Below are 23,112 nucleotides of genomic sequence, written 5' to 3'. Positions count from 1 at the left end.
AAGAATCGCATGGAAGCAGGCGCATTGCTGGCGCAGCGGCTGGTTGCCTATGCTGGGCGCGACGACGTGCTGGTGCTGGCTTTGCCGCGCGGCGGTGTGCCGGTGGCTTTTGCCGTTTCACAAGCATTGCGCTTGCCGCTGGATGTATTACTGGTTCGCAAGCTCGGCGTTCCCGGCCATGAGGAATATGCCATGGGCGCCATCGCCAGTGGCGGCTGGTCGGTGCTGCACCGCGACGTCCTCAACAGCCTCGGCATCACCATGGCGACGGTCGAGCAGGCCACGCGTCGCGAAACGGCTGAACTGGCGCGGCGCGAGCGCTTGTACCGGGCCGGCAGAGCGCCCCTGGACTTGCAAGGCCGCACCCTCATCCTGATCGACGACGGCCTGGCCACCGGCGCCAGCATGCAGGCGGCACTGCAGGCGGCCAAAGCCGGCAAGCCGGCGCGCGTCATTGTCGCCATCCCGGTCGCCCCGCCGGACACGTGCCGCAGCCTGCGCGGGCAGGCCGACGACATCGTCTGCCTGCAAAGCCCGGAGTTATTTCAGGCGGTCGGCCAGTGGTACGAGCATTTCGACCAGACCAGCGACGATGAAGTCATCGACCTGCTGGCGCAAGCAGATCGCGCCCAGGCTGCGCGCGCAGCAAAGGCGCCGAACCTATGAGCAGGGACGAAGTTGCGCCCTATCGACAGAAAGGAGCAAGCCGTGGAACATGATCAGACACCAGGAAAAGGATGGGAAAAATGGCTGGCCGGGGCGGCGCTCGGCGCTGCCCTCATGTATTTCTCGGACCCCAGGCATGGCCGGCGCCGACGCGCACTGCTGCGCGATAAACTTTACAGCATGGGCGTGAGCGCCAGTCATGCGCGCGCCGCCACCAGCCGCGACCTCGGCAACCGTCTCGATGGCGTCCGCTCGAAGCTGCGGCGCACCCTGAGCGGACGGCAGATCGTCGATGAACCGGTCCTGACCGCCCGCCTGCGCGCGCAACTGGGGCGGCTGGTATCGCACCCGCATGCGATCTCGGTCACGGCCGACGGCGGCCATCTGACCCTGAGCGGCGCCATTCTCGCCGACGAACGGCAATCCCTGCTGGCGCGGGCGCGCAGGATTCCGGGCGTGACTTCGGTCGAAGACCGGCTGACCGTCTATGCCACTGCGGTCGGTGTGCCGGCCCTGCAAGGCCGGCGCCGCAGCGCCGGCCAGTCCGCGTGGCAACCGGCCTTGCAGGCCCTGGCCGGGGCCGGCGGCGCCCTCGGCGCCTTCGGACTGACGCGCAGGAGCCCAGCCGGCATGGTGCTGGCCGGCGCCGGCATGGCGCTGCTGGGGCGCGCAATCGAAAGACTGCGCCAGTCGCACCGGCTGCAGCCGGATGAAGCCGCCGCCATCCACCTGGAACAGTCGATCGAAGTCCATGCCACGCCGGAAGCCGTGTTCGATGCCTGGAACGACTTTGAAAACTTTCCGCATTTCTTTTCGAAGCTGCTGGCGGTGCAGGATCTGGGCGATGGGCGCGCCCACTGGATCGCGCAGGAAACGCCCACCACCAGGCTGGAGTGGAATACGGTCTGGAGCAAACGCGAGCGCCCGCGCATGCTGGCGTGGCACAGCGAACACGATGCCGCCTTCGGCCACGATGGCCGGGTCGAGTTCGAACCCACGCGCCAGGGCACCCGGGTAACGCTGCGCCTGAGCTTGCGCTCGCCATCTGGCGCCGCCGACGCGCTGGCCGGTGCCGACCCGGCACGCGAACTGGACGAGGATCTGATCCGCATGAAAAGTTTCATCGAAAGCGGCGTCGTGCCGCACCATATGGCCAGTTCGCCACAGCCGCAAGACGGCCAGCTGCTGCATTGATAACATGGCGGCGCACATCGATTCCCGCCTCGTCGGCGCAGTTACGGCGGCGGCGCTGCCGCTGCATGGCGACGCCAGCGATTACGATCCACTTCTGCAACTGGTCGGCGACGCCCGCTTCGTGCTGCTCGGCGAAGCCAGCCACGGCAGCCACGAGTTCTATCGCGAGCGCGCGCGCATCACCCGGCGCCTGATCGCCGAACTGGGGTTTACCGCCGTGGCGGTCGAGGCCGACTGGCCGGACGCCTACCGCGTCAACCGTTACGTGCGCGGCAAAGGCGATGACCGCGACGGCGATGCCGCCTTATCCGGCTTCAAGCGCTTTCCGACCTGGATGTGGCGCAATACCGACGTGCTCGAATTCGTCGAATGGCTGCATGACTGGAATCGGCGCCTGCCGTCGTCGATGCCGCAGACCGGCTTTTACGGGCTCGACCTGTACAGCCTGTTTACCTCGATGGCGGAATTGTTGCGCTACCTCGACCAGGTCGATCCGCCGGCAGCGCAGCAGGCGCGCGCGCGTTACGCCTGCTTCGACCACTACGGCGGCGACAGCCAGCGCTACGGCTACGGCGCCAGCCTCGACCTGTCGGCCTCCTGCGAAGATGCGGTGATTGCGCAACTGCGCGAAATGCAGGGACGCGCCTTCGATTATGTGCGCCGCGAGGAAGCCGATGCGGCGGAAGCCTGGTTCCACGCGCAGCAGAATGCGCGGCTGGTGATGCATGCCGAGGAATACTATCGCACCATGTTCCGCGGCCGCGTCTCGTCCTGGAACCTGCGTGACCGCCACATGGCCGACACGCTCGAGGCGCTGGCGCAGCACCTGTCGCATGGCGCAGGCAAGCCGGCCAGGATCGTGGTGTGGGAGCACAACTCCCATGTCGGCGACGCCCGCGCCACCGACATGGGCGACCAGGGCGAATGGACGCTCGGACAACTGGCGCGCGAAGCATATGGCAGGCAGGCGGTGCTGGTCGGCTTCACCACCCATCACGGCACCGTCACGGCCGCCTCCGACTGGGATGCGCCGGCCGAGCGCAAGCGCGTGCGCCCGGCCCTGTCCGGCAGTATCGAGGCGGCATTCCACCACAGCGGCGTGCCGCGCTTCCTGTTGCCCCTGAACGCGGCGAATCCCGCCACGCAAGCGCTCGCCGGACAGTACCTGGAGCGCGCCATCGGCGTGATCTACCGGCCGCAGACGGAACGCCACAGCCACTACCTGCATGCGCGCTTGACACGGCAGTTCGACGCCGTGCTGCATTTCGACGAAACCCGCGCGGTCGAGCCGCTGGAACCCTCCAGCGGCTGGCATGCGGGCGAAGCACCGGAGACCTACCCGGCGGGGATTTAGATCTCAGCTTGGTGGTAGGCGAGCTTCAGGCGGCCTGCATCAGGTCAGCCGCGACGGCCGCGGGCAACATGCTGCCATGCTGCAGGAAATTCACATGCCATGACAGGGCTTTTTCCAGGATATGCGGGGTCTGGCCGCCGCGTGCGTTGGCTGCGGCGACGTACTCCTGCAGCATTTGCTTGTATGGCTCGGCCACGCAATTGTTGATGATGGCTAGTGCGCGTTCGCGCGGCGCCAGCCCGCGCAGGTCGGCCAGGCCGATCTCGGTGACCAGGATATCCACATCATGCGAACTGTGGTCGGTATGCGCGACCATCGGCACGATGCTGGAAATCTTGCCGCCCTTGGCGACCGACTTGGTGGCAAACACCGCCAGGTAGGCATTGCGGGCAAAATCGCCGGATCCGCCGATGCCGTTCATCATGTTCGTGCCCATGACATGGGTGGAATTGACGTTGCCGTAGATATCGGCTTCCAGCGCGGTATTGATGGCGATGATGCCCAGGCGGCGCACCAGCTCGGGATAATTGCTGATCTCTTGCGGCCGCAGGACCAGGCGATCCTTGTACTTCGAGAAATTGCTGAAGACTTCGCCGGCCTTGCGCGGCGACAGCGTGATCGACGAACCCGAGGCAAAATCCATCTTGCCGGCATCAAACAATTCGAAAGTCGAATCCTGCAGCACTTCCGAATACATCGTCAGGTGCTTGAAGGGACTGTCGATCAGGCCCGACATCACGGCGTTGGCAATGGTGCCGATACCGGCCTGCAAAGGCATCAGGCGCTCGGTCAGGCGGCCCGCCGCAACTTCCTTCTTGAAAAACTCCACCAGATGGCCGGCAATCGCCGCGGTATCCGCATCCGGCGGCAGGTTTGCCGCGGTGCTGTCAGGCTGGTTGGTGATGACGATCGCGACGATTTTTTCCGCCGGGATTTCGATCGCGGTTGTACCGACGCGGTCGGATACTTTCGTCAATGGCACCGGCTCGCGCAATGGGCGGCGCTTGGGAATGAAGATATCGTGCAAGCCTTCCAGTTCCAGCGCATGCGCGAGGTTGATTTCAACAATGACCTTGTCGGCAAGAATCGCAAAGCTGGCGCTGTTGCCCACCGAAGTCGTGGGGATGATGGCGCCGGTTTCGGTGATGGCAATCGCCTCGATGATCGCCACATCGACCGGGGCGATCTGACCGCTGCGCAGGAACTCGACGGTTTCCGACAAGTGCTGGTCGACGTACATCACTTCGCCGCTGTTGATTGCTGCGCGCAGCGTCGGGTCGCCCTGGAAAGGCATGCGGCGCACCAGGGCGCCCGCCTCGGTCAATTGACGGTCAGCTTCGCCGCCCAGCGAAGCGCCGGTCAGCAGGGTCACCTTCAGGGGTTCGTGGCGGGCGCGCTCGGCCAGCGCCAGCGGCACCACCTTGGCATCGCCGGCGCGGGTGAAGCCGCTCATGCCGATCGTCATGCCATCCTTGATCCATGCTGCCGCCGCGGTAGCGGTGGTAATTTTGTCGCGCAGCTGCGACGAGCGAATCCGTTGTTCGAGATTGTCCGGCATGTCTGTTTCCTCTATATCGTTGGATTGGTCATTGGCGGCGCCTGACACGCTGCGCTTTTTTAAGTTCGTTTAGCCAAAATAATTCACTAACATGTGAGTAATATAGTCACTAATATATTCCTGAGTCAAGCGGTATAATCCAATCACTGGATAGGCTGACAATAAAACCAAGGAGACTGAATGCAGCCCCGCATTACCTACCGAAACCTGCCGCAGCTATTGCTCAAGGCGCGCGAGCAGCTGATGTCGAATTTCCGCCCCACACTGAACCGGTTCGGCGTGACCGAACAACAATGGCGCATCCTGCGGGCGCTGGATGAATATGAGCAACTTGAACCGAGAGAAATCTGCGAGATGTGCCAGATCCTCAGCCCCAGCATGGCCGGCGTGCTGGCGCGCATGGAAGACCTGGGCCTGATCAGCCGCAACCGCATGCCGGAAGACCAGCGCCGCGTCATGGTGCGGCTGGCGGCGAAAGGTGACCAGCTGATCACGGAAATCGCGCCGCTGATCGATGCCCGCTACCGCGAGATGGAACAGGCCTTCGGCAAGGAAGTGTTCGATGACGTGTTCAAGGCGCTGGAGAATTTCATCGAAGCAGACCAGCGCCGGGCACCGGCTGCAAAGCAAGCGCCGGTGCTGGATGGCGGCACAGCACCGATGCCGCGTAAGGACCGCAAGGCGCCGGGCAAGGCTTAGCGTGGAAACAGCATCATCCGCAATACGCCGAAGCTGAATTATTTTTCATCGGATACTGATTTAGACATTGGCCCTGCCATGCCCGGCCGGGGCGTCACGAGCTGCGCCCGCCAACGATCGAGGTATTGCTCGATCAATCCGGGGTGATGGATTTGCGGTTCCGAATGCATTTGTTCGTCATCCTTGCCGCCTTCGACCTTGTTGAAATCTTTGGCTTCCCATTGCGCCACCAGGGTACGGGCGGTGCGGAAGGCTTCTCCAAAGGATCGGGCACCCGGCAAGGACTCCTGGAAAAACGCCTTGCCGAAATAGGTAAAATCATTTTCATCCGAACAGCCGAATGAGGTACGGTCATGGCGCGCGGCGGCAATCACCATCGTATGCTCATCCTTGAGCGGATCGATGAACCCGCCTGCATAACAAGCCGAGACCAGCACCACTTTCCAGCGAATGCCAGACTCCTTCAACAGCTTGCCGAGTTCCTTTGCTTCGAGATCACGCAATTCGATGCCGTTCTGGTTCAGCGTCAATTCATGTTTTTTCGATCCATGACTGGTCAGGAATAGGAACAGGATGTCTTTTTCCCTGTCCATCCGCCTGGCGATCGTGTTCACGCTTTCGCGTATGCTAGTGGACTGTAACATTTAAAAACGAAGTATACTCATGCTCATGGAGGGCATGATGATACTCACCAAAAGCGAACGCATGGAGCTCCAACAACAGGTCAGTGCGAGGAATGGACGGGCAGATACTGCACGTCGCGCCCGGCTGATTTTGCTGCTGGCCGATGGCCATACCTGGGCCGATATCCGCGCCAAGCTCGATTGCAGCGACAGCTTCATTGATCTCTGGAGCAAGCGTTTTTCCGCAGACCGGCTTGCCGGACTGTTTTCGCGCCATGCCGGGCGGGAACGCTACAAGGTCACCGACCGCATCGAGGCACGCGTACTGGCCCGAACCACGAAACACAAACCGGCCGATGGTTCGACGCACTGGTCGACACGCAAGCTGGCTGCCGAACTGGGCGGGGGGATTTCGCACATGGCGGTCGCGCGCATTTGGACCAAGCATGGCATCAAGCCGCATCGCCTCGAAGGCTATCTCGCCTCCAACGATCCCGACTTTGAAACCAAGGCCGCCGATGTGATTGGCCTCTACATGAATCCGCCCCAGCACGCGGCCGTGTTTTGCGTGGACGAAAAAACTGCGATCCAGGCGCTGGATCGGAAAGACCCAGTGCTGCCGTTGTCGCCCGGACGCGCCGAACGCCATGGATTCGAATACTACCGGCACGGCACGCTGTCGTTGTATGCCGCCTTCAACACCAGGACTGGCGAGGTGCTGGGCAAGACCGCTGTGCGACACACCTCGGCTGAGTTCGTGGCCTTCCTCACAGACATCGTCGCCAACCAACCCAAGGGCAAAGAAATCCACGTCATCGCCGACAATCTCTCCGCGCACAAAACCAAGCTCGTCGCGGCATTTCTGGAGGCGCATCCCACGGTGCATATGCATTTCACTCCTACATATTCATCCTGGCTGAATCAGGTCGAACTGTGGTTTGCAAAAATCGAACGCGACGTCATTGCGCGGGGCGTTTTCACATCGCTGACTGATCTCAAGAGAAAACTCATGCGTTACATCCGTCACTACAACACCCAGCCAAAGCCAGTGAAGTGGAAGTACTTCGATCCAAGCAAGCGAATCACTCCCGAATCAATTGTTACAGTCCACTAGTCAGTGTCGCCATGGGCACTTTCGCAACTGTGCTGCGACTATTGATCAAGGCCACCGAACGTCCTTGTGTGCCGAAATCACGATCAAACTGCGTCCGGACAAATTCCACTTCCCGTCGAAAAACTTCTTGCGAACCATCGCCGCCGACAGCCAGCAGATAAAGATTGATTTTTCCAGGTTCACGCGGCGATAAAGCTGCCAGGGTCCTGGCGAGCAATGCATTCTGGTTGTACAAGGCAATTTCGACATTGTCCTTCGCCTGCCGCTCCGCCGCAGGATCTTCCAATCGTCCGTAGCGCCAGGTGCCGACATCTTTGACGCGACCGTCTTTCTGCGGTCTTGCATATGTATAAGTGCCATTACCATCGAATACGCCGTACGCAAACCCGCCTTTGTATTCATCGCCGTTGGCAGCGCGGAAAACGCCCTGACCATGGTATTGCCAGTTCCTGAATTCACCTTCGTAGCGACGGCCGTCCTTACCGCTCAGCCGCGCTTTTCCGTTCAGATCGCCATCTGCGAAAACGCCTTCATAAATATTGCCTTTCGTGTCCGTATATGTACCCAGACCGTGCGCACGCCAGTCCCGGAAGGAGCCAGCATGCCGGGAACCATCGCTGCGCTGATGCACGCCATTACCGTCAAATTCGCCCTTGACGAAATCGCCCTCATAAGACTCCTTCCCGGCAGTTTCATAGCGACCGTGTCCATGAAAAAGCTGGTTTGCGAACTGGCCGACATAGACTGCGCCGTCGGTTCCGACAGAGCGCCCGTGACCGGCCATCATGCCATTCCTGAATTCCCCCTCGTATTCAAAGCTTGTCGACTTGAGTTTTCCTTTTCCTGAAAACTGCCCATGTTCGAACTCGCCTTCATATCGGATGCCATTCGCCCATTCGATCATACCGGTCCCGTGCAGCTTGCCGTCGACCAAGGGGCCATAATATTTGCCGCCATCCGCGGTGAGCGCGTCAGGATGCAGCGGCGCGCCGGTGCCGGGTGAAGATGAAGCGGCCGGCAGCGAGGCGCTCTTCGGCGCCGCATTCCCGGCAGATGCCGCACTGCTGAACGCAAGCAGCAATATCGCGCCAGCCATTGAAATCAAACGCATCATTTTTGTCGTCTCCATGCAAGTGAGCAATCGAAGCGGCTACAAATATTCCATCAATATTAGCCACCCGAATTGAGTTTTTGCCTGCCCGAACAAACGTCCCTTAAGAAAGTTTGTCTTTTTTAGATATGCATCATCGCCGGCGGCAAAGCGCCCGAGCACGCCTAACCCGGAAGAATGTTGCATTACTGACAAATATTATAGCCTACCAGGATACCGCCAGGTAACAGGCCTAGGGACATCAAATCCCCCGCCTACCCCTCCCGGCCGCTGCCCGGATGCGCCAGCGCCAGGTGCTGCTGCAATGTCCGCGTCTGTCGCAAGGCAGCAAGCAGGGCACGCCGGTCGGCTACTGCAAGACGGGCAGGATCGACATGGTTGTGCATGTCCTCGCCGCGCACGTCACTGGCGTGCTGAGTTGTCAGCCGCAATCGCTGGATGAAATAAAACGCCTGTATCCATGCCGCCGCCTCGCTCGCATCCAGCAGCTGTTCCTGTGCCGCCAGTCGCAGCCGATCGGCGGTATTGCTGGCGTAGCTGCCGCAGGCCAGGCAAAAGACGCGTGCAGCATCGACGAACAGCGTGGCAGCCTGCAGTTTCAGGTCGATGGTGCCAGCGAACGGGCCGTTTTTTTCCACCGCGAAGTCGCGCAGCAGGCCGAGCGGCGCCTCGCGGCGCAAGGCGTTTTCACTCATCTGCAACAGGAAGCGCGGATTATCTGCGGCGTTCGCCGCCAGCCAGGCGCACAGCGTGTGCGCCAGTCCAGCCGCGCCATGCAGCGGGCGGAAGTCAAAAAAAATGGTGGCATTCAACAGCGCCTGCGGATCCCCCTCGATCATCCACGCGAGGAAGCGCCCGCGCCATTCGTGCAGGCTGAGGCAACACTGCGGATTGCTTGCCATGATATTGCCGCGGCACAGAGCAAAGCCGCAGTCGGCCAGCATCAGGTTGATGCGCAAGGCCAGCGGCAATAGTTGCGCGCGCCGCGCATCGGGGTCGTCGCAGTCAGCGAAAATGATGCCATTGTCCTGGTCGCTGACGAAGGTCTGTTCCTGCCGCCCCTCGCTGCCCAGCGCGATCCAGCACCAGTCCGACGGCGCCAATTGCGACATTTGCGCCTGCGCGCACACCAGCGCGATCACCCTGCGTGTCAGCGCATCGTTGAGCGCAGAGATCAGCCGGGTCAGGACTTCGGCCGGCGCCATTTCGAGGGCGCGCCGCGCCAGTGCACGCAGTTCGGCGGCGACCTTCTGCATGGCTGCGCTATCGTTTGCCTCGGCAAGGGCCAGGCGTACGCGATCCAGATCACGGGCGAAGCCGCGCGCCGCCGCCGTGTTGTTGCCGAAAGCGGCATCGAGGTCGAGATTGACGATTTTCTCCATGGCCCGATCACCCCCATGAATCCACATCAATAGCGCAAGCGCGCATAACGGGTCTGCTGCTCGGCGTCGCGCGCCTGCGCCAGCGTGCGGATGCCCTGTTCCGCCAGCAGCGGCAGCATCCGCAGAAACACTTCGCCGGTGACAATGGCATCACCCAGTGCCGTGTGACGCCCGACCACCGTCACCCCGAGCCGGGCGGCAATCGCCTCCAGCGTATGCTCGCTCTGGTTGGGGTGAATCACCTGCGACAGCAAGAGCGTGTCGAGCACCGGCTGGCGCAGGCGCACGCCGGTGTGCGCCTCCTGCATCTGCAGGAAGCGCAGGTCGAAAGCAGCATTGTGCGCGACCAGTACCGTGTCTTCGGTAAAGCGCTGGAATTGCGGCAGCACCTGTTCGACGCGCGGCTGCGCCGCCAGCATCGCCTCGGTGATGCCGTGAATGGCGATCGACTCATCCGAAAGCGGACAGCGCGGGCGGATCAGGCGGTCGAAGTATTCCTGTTGCAGCAGGCGGCAATTGACGATGCGCACCGCACCGATGGAAATGATTTCATCGCCGCCGGCCGGCTGCAAGCCGGTGGTTTCGGTATCGAACACCGTATAGCTGATTTGCACCAGTGGCATTTGATCGAGCCCGGCATCCTCGCCGGCTTGCTGAAACAGGTCGAAGTCATAGAATACCGGCCGGCCCGCGCCGCGGGCGGCGATCTCCAGCGGCGCCGGCGCCGCGCTGGCCGGCAGCAGCAGGCAATAGCGCGACTGGCCGCTGGCGGCATCAAAGCGATACACGGACTCGCCGGCGTGGCGCACCAGCACGGCGCCCAGGCCACCCGCCGCGTCACCGGCGCCAGGCGCCTGCGGTAACTGCTCCCATGCCTGCAACGCCTGCGCCCCCGGCGCCGCGCCTGCCCATGACAATTCGAACCGGGCCAGGCCGCCGGCCCGCCGCACTCCAAGGCGCAACTCGGTCACGCCGGCCTCATCGGCCAGCCGCTGGCACCACGTTGCCAGCGCCCGGCTCAGCGCATAGCTGTCGACCGCCAGCCACAGTTCGGCAGCACCGGTAGCGACGGCGGCCGTGGCAGTATCAGCCCCGGCCCCGGCCACAGTCCCGGCCACAGTCCCGGTCACGGCGGCAGTATCGGCGGCAGTATCGATATCAGTTTCGGCAGCAAGGCGCACGCGCAACGCCGGCGATTCGATCCGCCGCTGCAGCAGCGCCAACAGATCGAGCGCGCGCATTTCCTCGAACTCGCGGCGGCTGTCGGGCTCGCCGCCATGCTCGCGCAGCGCGCGCCCGACCTCGCGCACCAGGCGTTGCGACTCGTCGTCAATGACGGCAATGAAGCGCAGGCGCCTGGCCTCCTCCATATCCGGAAAGGATTGCATGGTTTCCACCGCCGCGCGCAGATTGGCCAGCGCTGCCCGCGCATCCCGGGTCAGCGCCTGCAGCAAGGCGTCGCGGCGGCTATCGGCTTCCACCTCGCGGGTAATGTCTTCCAGCACCAGCACGAAGCCGTTCAGCGCGCCTGCCTCATCGAGCACCGGCGCCATCCGTGCGCGCACCAGCAGTCCGCCGGCCAGGGTCGCAACGAAGCGTGATGCCGCCACTTGCTGCCCCCCCGCATCGTCCGGCGCATGCTGACGCAGGCGATATTGAATCTGTTCCAGCGCATGCACCACCAGGCCGCGCTCGATCATCCCGAACAGCGAACGGCCCAGCCCGATCGGCGCCGTCTCCGATCCAATGCCTGCGACGCCGTGCGCGCCGCCCGCCAGCAATTGCCGCGCGCGCTTGTTGTAGAGCAAAATGCGGCCCCCGACATTGCACACCAGGACGCCGACCGCCAGCTCGGACATCAAGGCCGCCAGGCGCTGCTTTTCTTCCGCCAGTGCGCGGCCGGCCAGTGCGACCCGCGCCTGGCCTTCGTCACGCAATGCCTGGCTGGCAGCCGCCAGTACGTTCAGCCTGGCAGCCAGCGCGCGCACCTCGCCTGCCCCCTGCGGCGCGACGCGATGCGCCGGATTCGCCGCCAGCAATGCCGTCTCCTCGCCGAGGCGCGCCAGCGGCGCAAGATAGGCATCGAACAGCGCCTTCAAGGCCATGCCCAGCGCCAGCAGCAACAGCAAGGCCAGCGCCGCCAGCAGCGCCGCGCGCTGGCCCGCCGCCAGGGCGCTACCGGCAACCAGCAAGAATGCCGCGACGATCGCCATCTGCAGCGCCAGCAACAGCGTCAGCGTTAACGCGAAGCGGTATCTGGCGAATAGCCTCGCAAGCATGCAACACTCCCTCAAGCGCCGCCAGCGAGCAGGCCTGCCACTTGCCCGACCAGCTCTTTGGTGGAAAATGGTTTGGTGACATAGGCATCGGCCCCCAGGGCCAGGCCCTTGCTCACCTCCGATTCACGGCCCTTGGCCGACAGCATCACGATCTTCACCGCATTCCAGGCTGGGTTTTCGCGGATTTGCTGGCACACCTCGAAGCCATTGATCATCGGCAGCATGACATCAAGCAAAACCAGATCGGGCTGGAAGGCGGCCATCTGTTGCAATGCTTGCGCGCCATCGCGCGCGATGGCAACGTCATAGCCGCTTTGCTGCATGAGGAATTCGAGCGACAGCACGATATTGGGCTCATCGTCGACGATCAGTATCTTGCTGCGCATGAATTCAGCTCCCGTTAGTCGAGTCAGTCGACTGCATTGGCCCGCCTGGCTGCGGCGACTGCGCCGGCAGGGTAAACACGAACCGGGCACCGCCGCCGGGTGCGTCTTCCAGCCAGAGCTTGCCGCCAAAATGGCTGATGATCCGGCGGCTGATCGGCAGGCCAAGGCCGGTGCCCTGCGGCTTGCCGGTCAGGGTATCGCCGCCCTGACGGAACTTCTCGAAGATGATTTCGCGGTCCTGCGGCCGCACGCCCGCGCCGTTGTCGCGCACCGCCACGCGCAGCTGGCCATCCTGCGCCTGCAGGCTGACGCCTATGCGGCCGTCCACCGGGTCGCAAAACTTCGCCGCATTCGACAGCAGGTTGAGCATCACCTGCATCAGGCGGTCGCGGTCGGCCAGCACCGGCGACGTCTGATGCGGCAAATCCAGCGTCAGGTGGATGTTTTTTTCTTCAAACAGCCGGCTGGTGGACTTGACGGCAGCGTCGATCACCTCCCGCAAGTCGAGCGTTTCCGCATGCCACTCCGCGCGGCCGGCCTCGATCTTGGCCAGATCAAGCACGTCGTTGATCAGGCGCGTGAGACGCTCGCTCTCGCGAATCACGATATCGAGGTACTCAATACGCTTGTCCAGCGCCAGCTCTGGATGGTCGCGCAGGATTTCCGAGAAGGCGCGTATCGAAGTCAGCGGCGTACGCAGTTCGTGCGTCACGGTCGAGAGAAAATCATCCTTGAGCCGGTCCAGTTCAGTCAGACGCGCATTGGCATCCCGAAGTTCAGCCGAGGCCGCCTCCAGCTCGCGCGATTTCTTTTCGAGCTGACGGCTGTAGGCGATCACCTGCGAAGTCTCGTCGAGGATTGCCAACACTTCATCCGGGCCGAGCGGCTCCTCATCCACCACCGAGGCCACCATCGCCCGCGCCGAGGCAGCGCCGATCGCACCGGCCAGTTCGATCTCGGCGAAACGCACCAGGCCGGCGTCACCGGCCGATAACTGCTCGCGGGAACGTTCGCGCAAAAATCGCGCATAAGCCTGCTCAGCACGGGCCGGGCCGAGAAAGCGCCGCAGCAGGCCGAGCAAGGCATCGCCCGACGCCCGTCCGCGCCACAGGCGCGCATCCATGGCGGCATGGCCACGCATATCCGCATTGACAAACAGCAGCGCCTGGGCCTTTTCTACCCCATCAGGGCTGCTCCACAGCGACACGCCGACATAGCCGCCGAGGTTAGCCAGCATGCTCCAGAACAAGCCGTGCGAAATCTGGTCCAGGCCCTGCAAGCCGAACAACTGCCGCGGCCTGAGCCATTCGATGCCGAACGGCCCCTGCGCGATGAAGCCTGCCGGCAGCCAGCCGGACTGGGCAAACGATGGCAACAACAGCGTATAGGCCCACAACAGGAAGCCGCCGCTCAATCCTGCCAACGCCCCGCTGCGCGTGCCGTTTTTCCAGAACATGCCGCCCAGCATGGCCGGCCCGAACTGGGCGACGGCGGCAAAGGAAATCAGGCCGATCGACACCAGCGCATACGCTTCGCCGGCGAGACGGGAATAGGCATAGCCCAGCAGCATCAGCAGCAGGATTGCGCCCCGCCTGACATTGAGCAGCATGCCGCTCAAATCGCGACGCTGCTCAAGGCGCAGGCGTTTGGCGCGCAGCAGTAGCGGCATCACCACGTCGTTGCACAGCATGGTGCTAAGGGCAATGGTCTCGACGATGATCATGGCAGTAGCCGCCGACAACCCGCCGATAAAGACCAGCAGCGCCAGTGCCTGGCGGTTTTCCAGCAAGGGCAGGATCAGCACGAACATGTCGGCATCGACGCCGCCATCGGGGAAATGCATGCGCCCGGCCAAGGCGATCGGCAACACAAAGATATTGATCACCAGCAGATACAGCGGCAACAGCCAGATGGCGCGGGCCACATGGCGCTCGTCAATATTTTCCACGACCGCGATCTGGAACTGCCGCGGCAGGCAAAGAATCGACAGCATGGACAGCACGATCAACGCGGCCCAGCTGCCGAAACCGGCCTGCTCGGTTGCCGTGGCGCCCGCGCTGACCACCGCCATGGCGCCATCCAGGCTCAGCAGCGACGCCAGCGCGGGCAGCGCACGGGCCTGGCGGAACAGGTCGGCCAAGCCATCGTACATGACGTAGCCGACGTAGAGTCCCACCGCCAGGAACGCCAGCAGCTTGACCAGCGACTCGAACGCGATCGCCGCCACCATGCCTTCGTGACGCTCGGATGCGTCGAGGTGGCGGGTGCCGAACAGGATCGTAAATGCCGCCAGCAGCAGCGCCAGATACAGTGCGGTATCCGACCAGAACGCGCCCGTGGTCGCGCCCATCGCCTGGATGTCTGGATATCGCGTCAGCACCGCCAGGCTGGATGACACCGCCTTTAACTGCAGCGCGATATACGGCACCACGCCGACCACCGCGCCCACGCTCACCATGCCGCCGAGCAGCGCACTCTTGCCATAGCGGGAAGCGATGAAATCGGCGATCGAGGTGATGCGATTGGCCTTGCTGATGCGGATCATCTTGCGCAGGACGATCCACCACAATGCTGCCATTAGCGTCGGCCCCAGGTAAATCGGCAGGAAACCGATGCCGCTGACGGCAGCACGCCCGACGCTGCCGTAAAACGTCCAGGTAGTGGCATACACCGCCAGCGACAAGGCATAGACATAGGGACTGGCGATGATGCTGGCGCCCGCCGCGGCACGCCGGTCGCCGTAAAAGGCGATCGCGAACAGCAGGCCGAGATACGCGAACGATACCAGCGCGATGGTCCAGCCATGCAGCATGTCAATCCACGGCGCCGGGCGCGCCGGCAGCGTTGGCGTCGTCCATCTGGTCCGGCTGCGCCGTGCGCTGTTGCCTGTCCTGCCGATGTTCCGCCACCCATGCCATCAGGGCAATCAGCAACGCCCACACGGCAAACAGGTACACATACGTCGCCGGCAAGCCGAACCAGTTTTCGCCACTGCCAAACAGGGCGAGCAAGGGATAATTGAACAACAGCCAGCCCAGCATGAACAGGGCCAGCAGACGTTGTCCGATCAGATTATGCAGCGACATGGGACGTCCCTCGAGGATGCCGCAGCCCCCCCGCCCGCTCAATGGCCGGACGCCGCCGCCGCGCCGATGCCGGTTTCCGAACGCACTTTCTGCGCTTCATAACCTGCGCGGTCCAGGCGTGCCCGTTCGCTATTGTCCATGATCGAAAACAGCCAGATGCCGACGAAGCCCGCGGTCATGGAAAACAGCGCCGGCGACGTGTAGGGAAAAATCGCCGTGGCATTGTGCAGCACATCCACCCACACCGACTTCGACAGGATGGTCAGGCCCACCGCAGTGACCAGGCCGATGAAGCCGCCGATGGTGGCGCCGCGCGTGGTGCAATCCTTCCACATCACCGACATGAACAATACCGGAAAGGTGGCCGATGCCGCGACGGCGAAGGCCAGCGACACCATGAAGGCGATGTTCTGCTTCTCGAAGACGATCCCCAGGATGACCGCCACCACACCCAGCACCACTGTGGTAATGCGGGAAACGCCGAGTTCGTCCTTGCTGCTGGCCCTGCCCTTCTTGATGACGGTGGAATACAGGTCGTGCGATACCGCCGAAGCACCCGACAGTGTCAGGCCGGCCACCACTGCGAGAATGGTGGCGAACGCCACGGCGGAGATGAAGCCGAGGAAGACATTACCGCCAACTGCTGTGGCCAGGTGCACTGCCGCCATGTTGTCGCCGCCCAGCAGTTTGCCCGCCATATCTTTGTAGACTGGATTGGTACTGACCAGGACGATCGCGCCAAAACCGATGATAAAGGTCAGCATATAGAAATAAGCGATCCAGGTGGTGGCCCAGAACACCGACTTGCGCGCCTCCTTCGCGCTCGGCACGGTAAAGAAGCGCATCAGGATATGCGGCAGGCCAGCGGTACCGAACATCAGCGCCATGCCGAACGAAATCGCCGAAATGGGATCCTTGATGAAACCGCCCGGCCCCATGATCGCCTGCGCCTTCGGATGCACCTCCACCGCTTTCGCAAACAGTGCCTCCGGACTGAAATTGAACTGGTACAGCACCATAAAGACCATGAAGGTGGCGCCAGACAACAGCATGATCGCCTTGATGATCTGCACCCAGGTGGTTGCCGTCATGCCGCCAAACAACACGTACACCATCATCAGGGTGCCGACGATGACCACCGCCATCCAGTATTCGAGGCCGAACAGCAGCTTGATCAACTGGCCGGCGCCAACCATCTGGGCGATCAGGTAAAACGCCACCACCACCAGCGTGCCGGAAGCCGCGAACACGCGGATCGGCGTTTGTGAAAAACGATAGGCGGCGACATCGGCGAAAGTAAAGCGCCCGAGATTGCGCAGGCGCTCGGCCATCAGGAAGGTCAGTACCGGCCAGCCGACCAGGAAGCCGATCGAATAGATCAGGCCGTCATAGCCGTTGAGGTACACCGCCGCTGAAATACCGAGAAAGGAAGCCGCCGACATGTAGTCGCCGGCGATCGCCAGGCCATTCTGGAAGCCGGTGATGCCGCCGCCCGCCGTATAAAAGTCAGCGGCGGATTTGGTCTTGGACGCCGCCCATTTGGTGATGAACAGGGTAAATACCACGAACACCGCGAACATGGCGATCGCAGTCCAGTTGGTCGGCTGCTTGACAGCCTGCCCGAGCGAATCGCCGGCAGCGCAGGCGGCGCCTGCACAAGTCATCAGCAGGAGACTGGCGGGAATATGCTTGAAGTCGGCCATCACAGCACCTCCTTGCGGATCGCTGCGGTCAGGTCGTCGAATTCCTTGTTGGCGCGCGAGACATAAATGCCGGTGATGATCACGGTAAACAGAATCACGAAGAGGCCGATCGGTATTCCCCAGGTCATCACGCCATCGCCGATTCTTTTGGCGAGCAATTCCTTGTTGAAAGCGATCAGCAGGATGTAGCCGTAATAGACTATCAGCATCAGCACGGCCAGCGTCCAGCCGAATTTCGTGCGCACCGCGACAAGTTTCTGATACCGGGGATTGGATGCGATTCGCCGGACGAGATTCTCTTCCATGGCCTGCCTCCTGTTTATTGTGCGTTCTTGACGAATTCCAGCCTTGTGATCGTTGCGTGCGGAGGCAGGATATCCCGCTACATATTACTGTCACCAGTATCCAAAGTGACAACTGTCGAGAAAGTTTTGTTGATATAGCGCAAGGGACCTATGGCAGATACAGTCAGGCGTGGAGCAAACAATGGAGATGATGGCGTTGAGCGAGAATGCTGGGATCTCTGCCCGGCACCGGCCGACGGTTCCTGGGGGCGTTGCCGCAAATGCCATTACCTCACTATAATTGCAGCGCAACGTTTCCACCCAACCGCTTTTCACCCCCTGAGAAATCCTGGCCGCTGCGGCGCATGAACATGATCGATCCTGCCGACCAAGGCAATACCTTGCCCTTACCCGTCACAGCGCCCTGCCCGCACAGCCTAAAATTTGTCGGCGACGGCGTAGTGTATACGGCCCATCTGATTCAGGATCTTGTCGGAGACTGGCAGCTGCTGCGGTCCTGGGGGCCAAGCCAGGAAACAGGTCGCCGGCGTCGAAGAAGGCGTGGCGGCGCTGGCAGCACTGGCAAAGAAACTCGGAAAACAGGGCTTTGCGCCTGTTCCCTTCCAGACTTTTTCATCCAACTGAAACCCGCCGAGCATTACTGACGTAATGCCTCCATTCTCATAACAAGCCCTAATTAACGTGCAGCAGAATCCGGGGCATCCCTGCATTCTGCTGCGCGTACGTTCGCGCCGAAAAATCCGCCACCCAGTCGGCTGAATCCAACATCTTTCATGCTAATACCACTCCCAAATTTACCCTAAGGGGTAGGGACATTGTTTTAGATCATCTATATGCTTCGCTAAAAAATAGTTTGCTTTTTAATAAAACATAGATATGGATGAGACAAAATGAAACTAAGCGATTACCGGCGTTTTCCCCGTGCGCTCGTTCGCGCTGCACTCTTCTGCGCCAGCTTCGGCCTGTCGCTCAGCGCATCGGCTGTCTATGACCAAAACCTCACCCGCACGCTGGACGCCGGCCAGATTTATGGCAAATTCGACGCCAGCAACACCCAGGCGTTTCTCGGCGTCCCCTTTGCCCAGCCACCGGTGGGCAACCTGCGCTGGCGCGCACCGCAGCCGCCGCTGCCCTGGAGCGGATCGAAAGCAGCCACCAGCTTCGCCAGCATGTGCGCCCAGGTCGGCAACTTCTTCGGCGAACCCGATCCGGCTACCTTCGACCAGCCGGTGGGCAGCGAGGATTGCCTGTACCTGAACGTGTGGCGGCCCAACACGAACGCCGACAACCTGCCGGTATTCTTCTGGATTCACGGCGGCAGCAACACCAAGGGATCGGCAAAAGAGCCTCTGTATAACGGCGCCTATCTCGCCAACAAGGCCAACATGGTGGTGGTAACGGTGCAGTACCGGCTCGGCATGCTGGGCTTTCTGAACCATCCGGCGCTCAAGACCGGCAACGCCAAGGACGATTCGGGCAATTTTGCGACGCTGGATCTGGTACGCGGTCTGGATTGGGTGCAGAGCAATATCCGCGCCTTTGGCGGCAACCCGGGGCTGGTAACGGTGGCGGGCCAGTCGGCCGGCTGCATCAATGCCTGGGGGCTGCTGCAGTCGCCGCTGGCGGCCAACAAATTCCATCGCGCGATGTGCATGTCGGGCGTCCCCAACAGCTATCCGGCAGCCGTCGGCACCGTGGCGGCCAATTCGATGATCGATAAGCTGCTGGTGGACATGGGCAGTGCGTCCGACACTGCGCAGGCGGCGGCGCAACGGGCCGGGATGAGCAATGCGCAGATCAGCGCGATTCTGCGCAACGCCAGTGCGGCGCAGATCATGAAATTCACGCCGTCGCCCATCGTACCCGGGCACTTTACCGATGGCACGGTCATTCGCAAGGGTGGACTGGTCGATCTGGTGGCGGGCATCTACAACCAGGTGCCTCTGATGATCGGCTCCACGCACGACGAGGGCTCGTACTTTGCCTACTCGTTCGGGATGGGCAAGCCGAGTCCGCAAGCGTTCTGGAATCTGGTCAACTATGCCGCGCCCGGCACGGTGACGACCAACGACCTGATCAAGCCCGAGTTCCAGCCGATCTATACGCAAACGCACGAAGCGATCTCATATGCGCTCGATCTCACCATCGACAACGTGGTCCGGCTTCTGCGTTTGACCAGTGGTCCCGACCGACTCTATCGTTACAACTTCAACTGGGACGATACGCCCTCTCCGTGGAAGAATACCCTTGGCGCTTACCATGGCATCGACATCGCGCTGCTGTTCGGGAACTACGTGACGAACGAACCGAATTTCATGCACTTCGCCTGGGATGCCAGCAACGCGACTTCGCGGAAGAGTCTGTCGGACAAATTCATCAGGTATGTATCGACCTTCGCCCGTACCGGCCGACCCAGCCAGCTCTTCGACGGCCAGACTGCCTGGAATGACTGGACCAATTACACCTGTGGCATTCTATGCCCCAAGCGCATGGTCTTCGACAACAACTCGTTCATGTCCGGAGACGACCACCTCTTCTTCTGGCCGCGCTATCAGCTGCTGTCGCAGCAGCAGAAAGACTATGTCTGGAAAGTGATCGATTTCAACGCCTTGCCCGCCAACGTCGACCCGTTCCGTAACGGACCGCATTGAGATCAGCGGCGGCAATGAGCGCTCGCTGTCGCCGCCGCGTGACCCGCCATTAGCACGTCGGGTGCGCGAACGACTGGCCCTGATCAAGATTGCAAAGATCACTCCTGTGGCCTGGATCAGACACCCGATCGGTGCCGATCCAGGCCTGTCCCGAAGCCGGTTTGTCGCTGCTATAGTTGGGCATCGATCCAACCCGGCCGCTGAATTTCACTTTGAAATGACAGGACCGCAGCAGGCGCATCATTGCGCCGGCGGATCGGTTGCAGTAATAAAGGGCTTTCGAGCGGCCGCTGCTGCATAGTAGACTAGGTGATTCCGGCTCACGATAGCGAAGGAGGCCCGCTTGGCAAACAGCGACATCCTGGTGACGAAACTTACCGGGAGCAGGGTGCGTGCCGACCTCGTGTCTCGGCCGCGGCTGGCGGCCCGCTTCGATCATGAGCCGTTCAATGGCTTAACACTGGTATGCGCGCAGGCCGGCTACGGCAAGACCACGCTGGTTTCGTCATGGGTGCATAACGGGGCGCATCAGGTATCCTGGTTATCGCTGGACCGGGACGACAACGATCCCGTGCGTTTTTTTGCACATCTGGTCGCCTCGATCCGCAATCAAGCACCTCGATTCGAACCTGAGTTGATGCGCATTCTGCAATCGCCCAATCCGCCGCCGATTGCTTCGCTGATGACCGGCTTCGTCAACGCATTGGCCGGCTTGAACCACCGCCTGATCCTGGTATTGGACGACTACCATCTGGTGACGGAGAAAGCGGTGCACGACGCCTTGTGGTTTTTGCTCGACCATCAGCCCGCCAACCTGCATATCGTCATTGCCTCCCGCGAGGAACCGCCGTTTTCGGTGGCCCGCCTGCACAGTCATGGCCGGTTGGCGAAATTCATGGAAACCGATTTGTGCTTCACGCCGCAAGAAGCTGAAGAGTTTTTTAATCGCGTAATGAAACTTGAGTTGTCGCAGCGCCAGAGCGAAACCCTGCGCCTCCATACCGAAGGATGGGCAGCCGGTTTGCAAATGGCGGCCCTGTCGCTGGCCCAAGGGCAGAACAAGGATAGCTTCATCGCCAGCTTTTCCGGCAAGGAGCGCCACATCATCGATTTCCTGGCCGACGAAGTATTGTCCAATCAAACCGGCGCGATCCAGTCCTTTCTGATGCGGACATCAATCCTGGATCGATTCAATGCCGAACTTTGCCAGAAGCTCACCGGCGAGTCCGACAGCCAGGCCATGTTGCTTCACCTGGAACGCAACCATTTGTTCCTGGTTCCGCTCGATGCGGATCGGGTATGGTATCGATACCATCATTTGTTTGCCGATCTGCTGCAAAGCCGGCTGCGCAAGATGCAGCCGGACCAGCTTCATGAGCTCCACAGCCTGGCCGCGCAGTGGCACGCCGAGCACCAGTTTCCGGCCGACGCGTTGCGTCATGCACACTGCGCGCAAGACATGGAATTGATTGCCCGGATACTGGATCGTCACGCGATCGGCATGCTCGCCCTTGGCGAAGTGCGAACCGCCACCGCCTGGTTGAAGCTTTTGCCGGAGGCGATGGTATTGCAGTATCCGCGCGTCGCGCTGCTGGTTGCGTACAACACCTATTTCCATCCCATACCGAATGTGGCGCTGGCTGAACGCTGCCTGGCGGCGATTGATCGAGCGCTGGCAGCCACGCGGGATTCACAGTCGGACCGTCACAGCCTGATGGGCAAAGTCGCCGTGGTGCGCGGCTATCAGGCGCGTTATGCCGGTCACGCCGACATCGCGTTGGAATGTTTTGGCATGGCCGGCGAGCTGCTGCCGAAAGATGACGTGTTTCACGGCATTGCGATGATCAATCTGGGAATTCTTCAGATCATCCAGGGGCGGTTCGACGAAGCCACGGCCATACTTTGCAATTACACGGAAGTGAGCGATGCGCAGCCGCTTCTATGGGTCACCATGTCCAGTATCTTTGGATTGTCGCGCATACAGTTCATGCGCGGCAATCTGCAGCTCGCACGGAATATTTGCCGGGAAGGATTGCGCCAGTTCAGCGAGAGAGGGTTACAAGACATGCCGGTATGCGGCATGCTTCATCTGCAATTGGGAGAAATCGCTTATCTGCAAAACCGGCTCGATGAAGCCGCCGTGCAGGCGGCCCGCGCTCTGGAATTGGCCAAGGCCGGCGGCATGGAACTGAACCAGGGCTGCAGCCAGGTATTGCTGGCGCGGGTGAAGCTGGCGCGCGGCGAACAGGCCGGCCTGGAACCTCAGTACGAACAAAGGCTGCTAGGGTTTTGGGCCTCGGTCCGCCTGGTCATCTCGTCGCTGTCGGGTCATCTTGCGCAATTGTGGTTGATGCAGGGCCGGGTCAAGGATCTCACGGAATGGTTCGCGCAGCGCGGCATCGACGCGAAGACGCTCAAGCCGGAATGGGAAATCGAAGTGCTGGTGCTGGCGCGGTTATTGTTGCAGCAGCGCCGCACCAGCGAAGCCTTTGATCTGCTCAGCCGGCTGTTGTTGAATGCCGAGCGGGATCAGCGTCATGGCGCATCCATCGAAATCATGATCCTGCAGGCGCAGGTCCGCCAGGCGGAAGACAAGCAGAAATCGGCTGCCGAATTTTTATGCCGGGCGCTTGCCCTGGCGCAGGTGCACGAGCATCTGCGGCCCTTCATCGATGCCGGCATCGGGTTGCAATTGCTGCTGCAAAAAGCCGAGGTACCGGCGGCGCTGGCTGACTTTGCCGCACAAGTGCTCGCGGCATTCGACGCGCGTTCCGATCAACGGCAGCAATGCGATCAAGTGATGGCAGCCCTGAGCGGCAAGGAAGAAAAAGTCGCGCGACTGCTGGCCACGGGCTTGTCCAACGACGAGATCGCCGCCAAGTTATTCGTGTCGCCGAACACCGTCAAATTTCATATCAAGAGCCTGTACCGCAAGCTTGGCGTAACCAAGCGTTTCGACGCCATTCAAAAAATTCGTGGCTAGAGAATTCCTTGCACTGCA

General features: G+C 61.6%; 18 protein-coding genes. 8 read left to right on the top strand and 10 right to left on the bottom strand.

Annotated elements, in window-relative coordinates:
- The first annotated feature begins 9 nt into the window (after positions 1 to 9).
- From D3878_RS03360 to D3878_RS03350, 3 genes are read left to right on the top strand one after another with little or no spacing between them, the layout of a single operon-like run.
- Entirely contained in the window at positions 10 to 666 is a 657-nt protein-coding gene (locus D3878_RS03360; RefSeq protein ID WP_233556215.1) for a phosphoribosyltransferase, read from the top strand.
- 42 nt (positions 667 to 708) lie between these two features.
- Entirely contained in the window at positions 709 to 1,860 is a 1,152-nt protein-coding gene (locus D3878_RS03355) for an SRPBCC family protein (RefSeq protein WP_119784193.1), read from the top strand.
- Positions 1,861 to 1,864: 4 nt separating this feature from the next.
- Positions 1,865 to 3,214 carry an erythromycin esterase family protein gene (locus tag D3878_RS03350; RefSeq protein WP_119784192.1) on the top strand — a complete coding sequence of 450 codons (1,350 nt, stop codon included), beginning with the start codon at positions 1,865 to 1,867 and terminating at the stop codon, positions 3,212 to 3,214.
- A 25-nt stretch (positions 3,215 to 3,239) separates the two neighbouring features.
- Here the strand turns inward: D3878_RS03350 and D3878_RS03345 are convergent, their stop codons facing one another.
- Positions 3,240 to 4,772: an acetyl-CoA hydrolase/transferase family protein gene (locus D3878_RS03345; RefSeq protein WP_119784191.1), complete on the bottom strand. Its 1,533-nt coding sequence runs from the start codon at positions 4,770 to 4,772 to the stop codon at positions 3,240 to 3,242.
- Between the two features lie 180 nt (positions 4,773 to 4,952).
- Between D3878_RS03345 and hpaR the strand changes: the two genes are divergently transcribed.
- The gene (gene hpaR / locus D3878_RS03340) at positions 4,953 to 5,471 is read left to right on the top strand and encodes a homoprotocatechuate degradation operon regulator HpaR (protein WP_119784190.1); all 519 of its coding nucleotides are present in this window, start codon (positions 4,953 to 4,955) and stop codon (positions 5,469 to 5,471) included.
- Between the two features lie 38 nt (positions 5,472 to 5,509).
- Here the strand turns inward: hpaR and D3878_RS03335 are convergent, their stop codons facing one another.
- Positions 5,510 to 6,085 (bottom strand): C13 family peptidase, encoded by a 576-nt coding sequence (locus D3878_RS03335; RefSeq protein ID WP_199688072.1) that lies wholly within the window; start codon positions 6,083 to 6,085, stop codon positions 5,510 to 5,512.
- Positions 6,086 to 6,152: 67 nt separating this feature from the next.
- Between D3878_RS03335 and D3878_RS03330 the strand changes: the two genes are divergently transcribed.
- The gene (locus tag D3878_RS03330) at positions 6,153 to 7,208 is read left to right on the top strand and encodes an IS630 family transposase (protein ID WP_119787672.1); all 1,056 of its coding nucleotides are present in this window, start codon (positions 6,153 to 6,155) and stop codon (positions 7,206 to 7,208) included.
- On the opposite strand, the gene D3878_RS03325 is transcribed toward D3878_RS03330, so the two are convergent.
- The 8 genes from D3878_RS03325 to D3878_RS03290 all read right to left on the bottom strand — a co-directional run bounded on the left by D3878_RS03325 (position 7,195) and on the right by D3878_RS03290 (position 17,460).
- Positions 7,195 to 8,322 (bottom strand): MORN repeat-containing protein, encoded by a 1,128-nt coding sequence (locus tag D3878_RS03325; protein ID WP_158592165.1) that lies wholly within the window; start codon positions 8,320 to 8,322, stop codon positions 7,195 to 7,197. The genes D3878_RS03330 and D3878_RS03325 overlap by 14 nt on opposite strands.
- A gap of 251 nt (positions 8,323 to 8,573) precedes the next feature.
- Positions 8,574 to 9,701 carry a DUF294 nucleotidyltransferase-like domain-containing protein gene (locus tag D3878_RS03320; RefSeq protein ID WP_119784187.1) on the bottom strand — a complete coding sequence of 376 codons (1,128 nt, stop codon included), beginning with the start codon at positions 9,699 to 9,701 and terminating at the stop codon, positions 8,574 to 8,576.
- A gap of 26 nt (positions 9,702 to 9,727) precedes the next feature.
- On the bottom strand, positions 9,728 to 11,980 hold the full coding sequence (locus D3878_RS03315) for a 3'-5' exonuclease (RefSeq protein WP_119784186.1): 2,253 nt from the start codon (positions 11,978 to 11,980) through the stop codon (positions 9,728 to 9,730).
- A gap of 11 nt (positions 11,981 to 11,991) precedes the next feature.
- Entirely contained in the window at positions 11,992 to 12,366 is a 375-nt protein-coding gene (locus D3878_RS03310; protein ID WP_119784185.1) for a response regulator transcription factor, read from the bottom strand.
- Positions 12,367 to 12,370: 4 nt separating this feature from the next.
- On the bottom strand, positions 12,371 to 15,178 hold the full coding sequence (locus D3878_RS03305) for a sensor histidine kinase (protein WP_119784184.1): 2,808 nt from the start codon (positions 15,176 to 15,178) through the stop codon (positions 12,371 to 12,373).
- Position 15,179: 1 nt separating this feature from the next.
- Positions 15,180 to 15,452, bottom strand: a complete 273-nt coding sequence (locus D3878_RS03300; RefSeq protein WP_233556214.1) for a hypothetical protein — start codon at positions 15,450 to 15,452, stop codon at positions 15,180 to 15,182.
- A gap of 38 nt (positions 15,453 to 15,490) precedes the next feature.
- Positions 15,491 to 17,155 (bottom strand): cation acetate symporter, encoded by a 1,665-nt coding sequence (locus D3878_RS03295; protein ID WP_199688071.1) that lies wholly within the window; start codon positions 17,153 to 17,155, stop codon positions 15,491 to 15,493.
- A complete protein-coding gene (locus tag D3878_RS03290; protein WP_119784182.1) occupies positions 17,155 to 17,460 on the bottom strand; it encodes a DUF485 domain-containing protein in 306 nt (101 codons plus the stop codon). Before D3878_RS03290 ends, D3878_RS03295 begins: the two co-directional genes overlap by 1 nt.
- A 344-nt stretch (positions 17,461 to 17,804) precedes the next feature.
- Here D3878_RS03290 and D3878_RS23385 point away from each other — a divergent pair, with 344 nt between their 5' ends.
- From D3878_RS23385 to D3878_RS03275, 3 genes are all read left to right on the top strand, one after another.
- Positions 17,805 to 18,104, top strand: coding sequence for a hypothetical protein (locus tag D3878_RS23385; RefSeq protein ID WP_147383875.1), 300 nt, complete (start codon positions 17,805 to 17,807; stop codon positions 18,102 to 18,104).
- Positions 18,105 to 18,350: 246 nt separating this feature from the next.
- A complete protein-coding gene (locus tag D3878_RS03280; protein ID WP_119784180.1) occupies positions 18,351 to 20,111 on the top strand; it encodes a carboxylesterase/lipase family protein in 1,761 nt (586 codons plus the stop codon).
- 343 nt (positions 20,112 to 20,454) lie between these two features.
- Positions 20,455 to 23,094: a winged helix-turn-helix domain-containing protein gene (locus D3878_RS03275; protein ID WP_119784179.1), complete on the top strand. Its 2,640-nt coding sequence runs from the start codon at positions 20,455 to 20,457 to the stop codon at positions 23,092 to 23,094.
- The last annotated feature ends 18 nt before the right edge of the window (positions 23,095 to 23,112 follow it).

Origin of the sequence: Noviherbaspirillum sedimenti (assembly GCF_003590835.1) — a bacterium.
GTDB classification, from domain to species: domain Bacteria; phylum Pseudomonadota; class Gammaproteobacteria; order Burkholderiales; family Burkholderiaceae_D; genus Paucimonas; species Paucimonas sedimenti.
This window is presented reverse-complemented; position numbering and strand designations above follow the sequence as displayed.

Bases quoted from the DNA above. Each gene is read 5' to 3' on its own strand.
- D3878_RS03360 (WP_233556215.1), top strand. From the start codon at position 10: ATGGAAGCAGGCGCATTGCTGGCGCAGCGGCTGGTTGCCTATGCTGGG.
- D3878_RS03350 (WP_119784192.1), top strand. From the start codon at position 1,865: ATGGCGGCGCACATCGATTCCCGCCTCGTCGGCGCAGTTACGGCGGCG.
- D3878_RS03345 (WP_119784191.1), bottom strand. From the start codon at position 4,772: ATGCCGGACAATCTCGAACAACGGATTCGCTCGTCGCAGCTGCGCGAC.
- hpaR (WP_119784190.1), top strand. From the start codon at position 4,953: ATGCAGCCCCGCATTACCTACCGAAACCTGCCGCAGCTATTGCTCAAG.
- D3878_RS03330 (WP_119787672.1), top strand. From the start codon at position 6,153: ATGATACTCACCAAAAGCGAACGCATGGAGCTCCAACAACAGGTCAGT.
- D3878_RS03325 (WP_158592165.1), bottom strand. From the start codon at position 8,322: ATGATGCGTTTGATTTCAATGGCTGGCGCGATATTGCTGCTTGCGTTC.
- D3878_RS03320 (WP_119784187.1), bottom strand. From the start codon at position 9,701: ATGGAGAAAATCGTCAATCTCGACCTCGATGCCGCTTTCGGCAACAAC.
- D3878_RS03315 (WP_119784186.1), bottom strand. From the start codon at position 11,980: ATGCTTGCGAGGCTATTCGCCAGATACCGCTTCGCGTTAACGCTGACG.
- D3878_RS03310 (WP_119784185.1), bottom strand. From the start codon at position 12,366: ATGCGCAGCAAGATACTGATCGTCGACGATGAGCCCAATATCGTGCTG.
- D3878_RS03305 (WP_119784184.1), bottom strand. From the start codon at position 15,178: ATGCTGCATGGCTGGACCATCGCGCTGGTATCGTTCGCGTATCTCGGC.
- D3878_RS03300 (WP_233556214.1), bottom strand. From the start codon at position 15,452: ATGTCGCTGCATAATCTGATCGGACAACGTCTGCTGGCCCTGTTCATG.
- D3878_RS03295 (WP_199688071.1), bottom strand. From the start codon at position 17,155: ATGGCCGACTTCAAGCATATTCCCGCCAGTCTCCTGCTGATGACTTGT.
- D3878_RS03290 (WP_119784182.1), bottom strand. From the start codon at position 17,460: ATGGAAGAGAATCTCGTCCGGCGAATCGCATCCAATCCCCGGTATCAG.
- D3878_RS23385 (WP_147383875.1), top strand. From the start codon at position 17,805: ATGAACATGATCGATCCTGCCGACCAAGGCAATACCTTGCCCTTACCC.
- D3878_RS03280 (WP_119784180.1), top strand. From the start codon at position 18,351: ATGAAACTAAGCGATTACCGGCGTTTTCCCCGTGCGCTCGTTCGCGCT.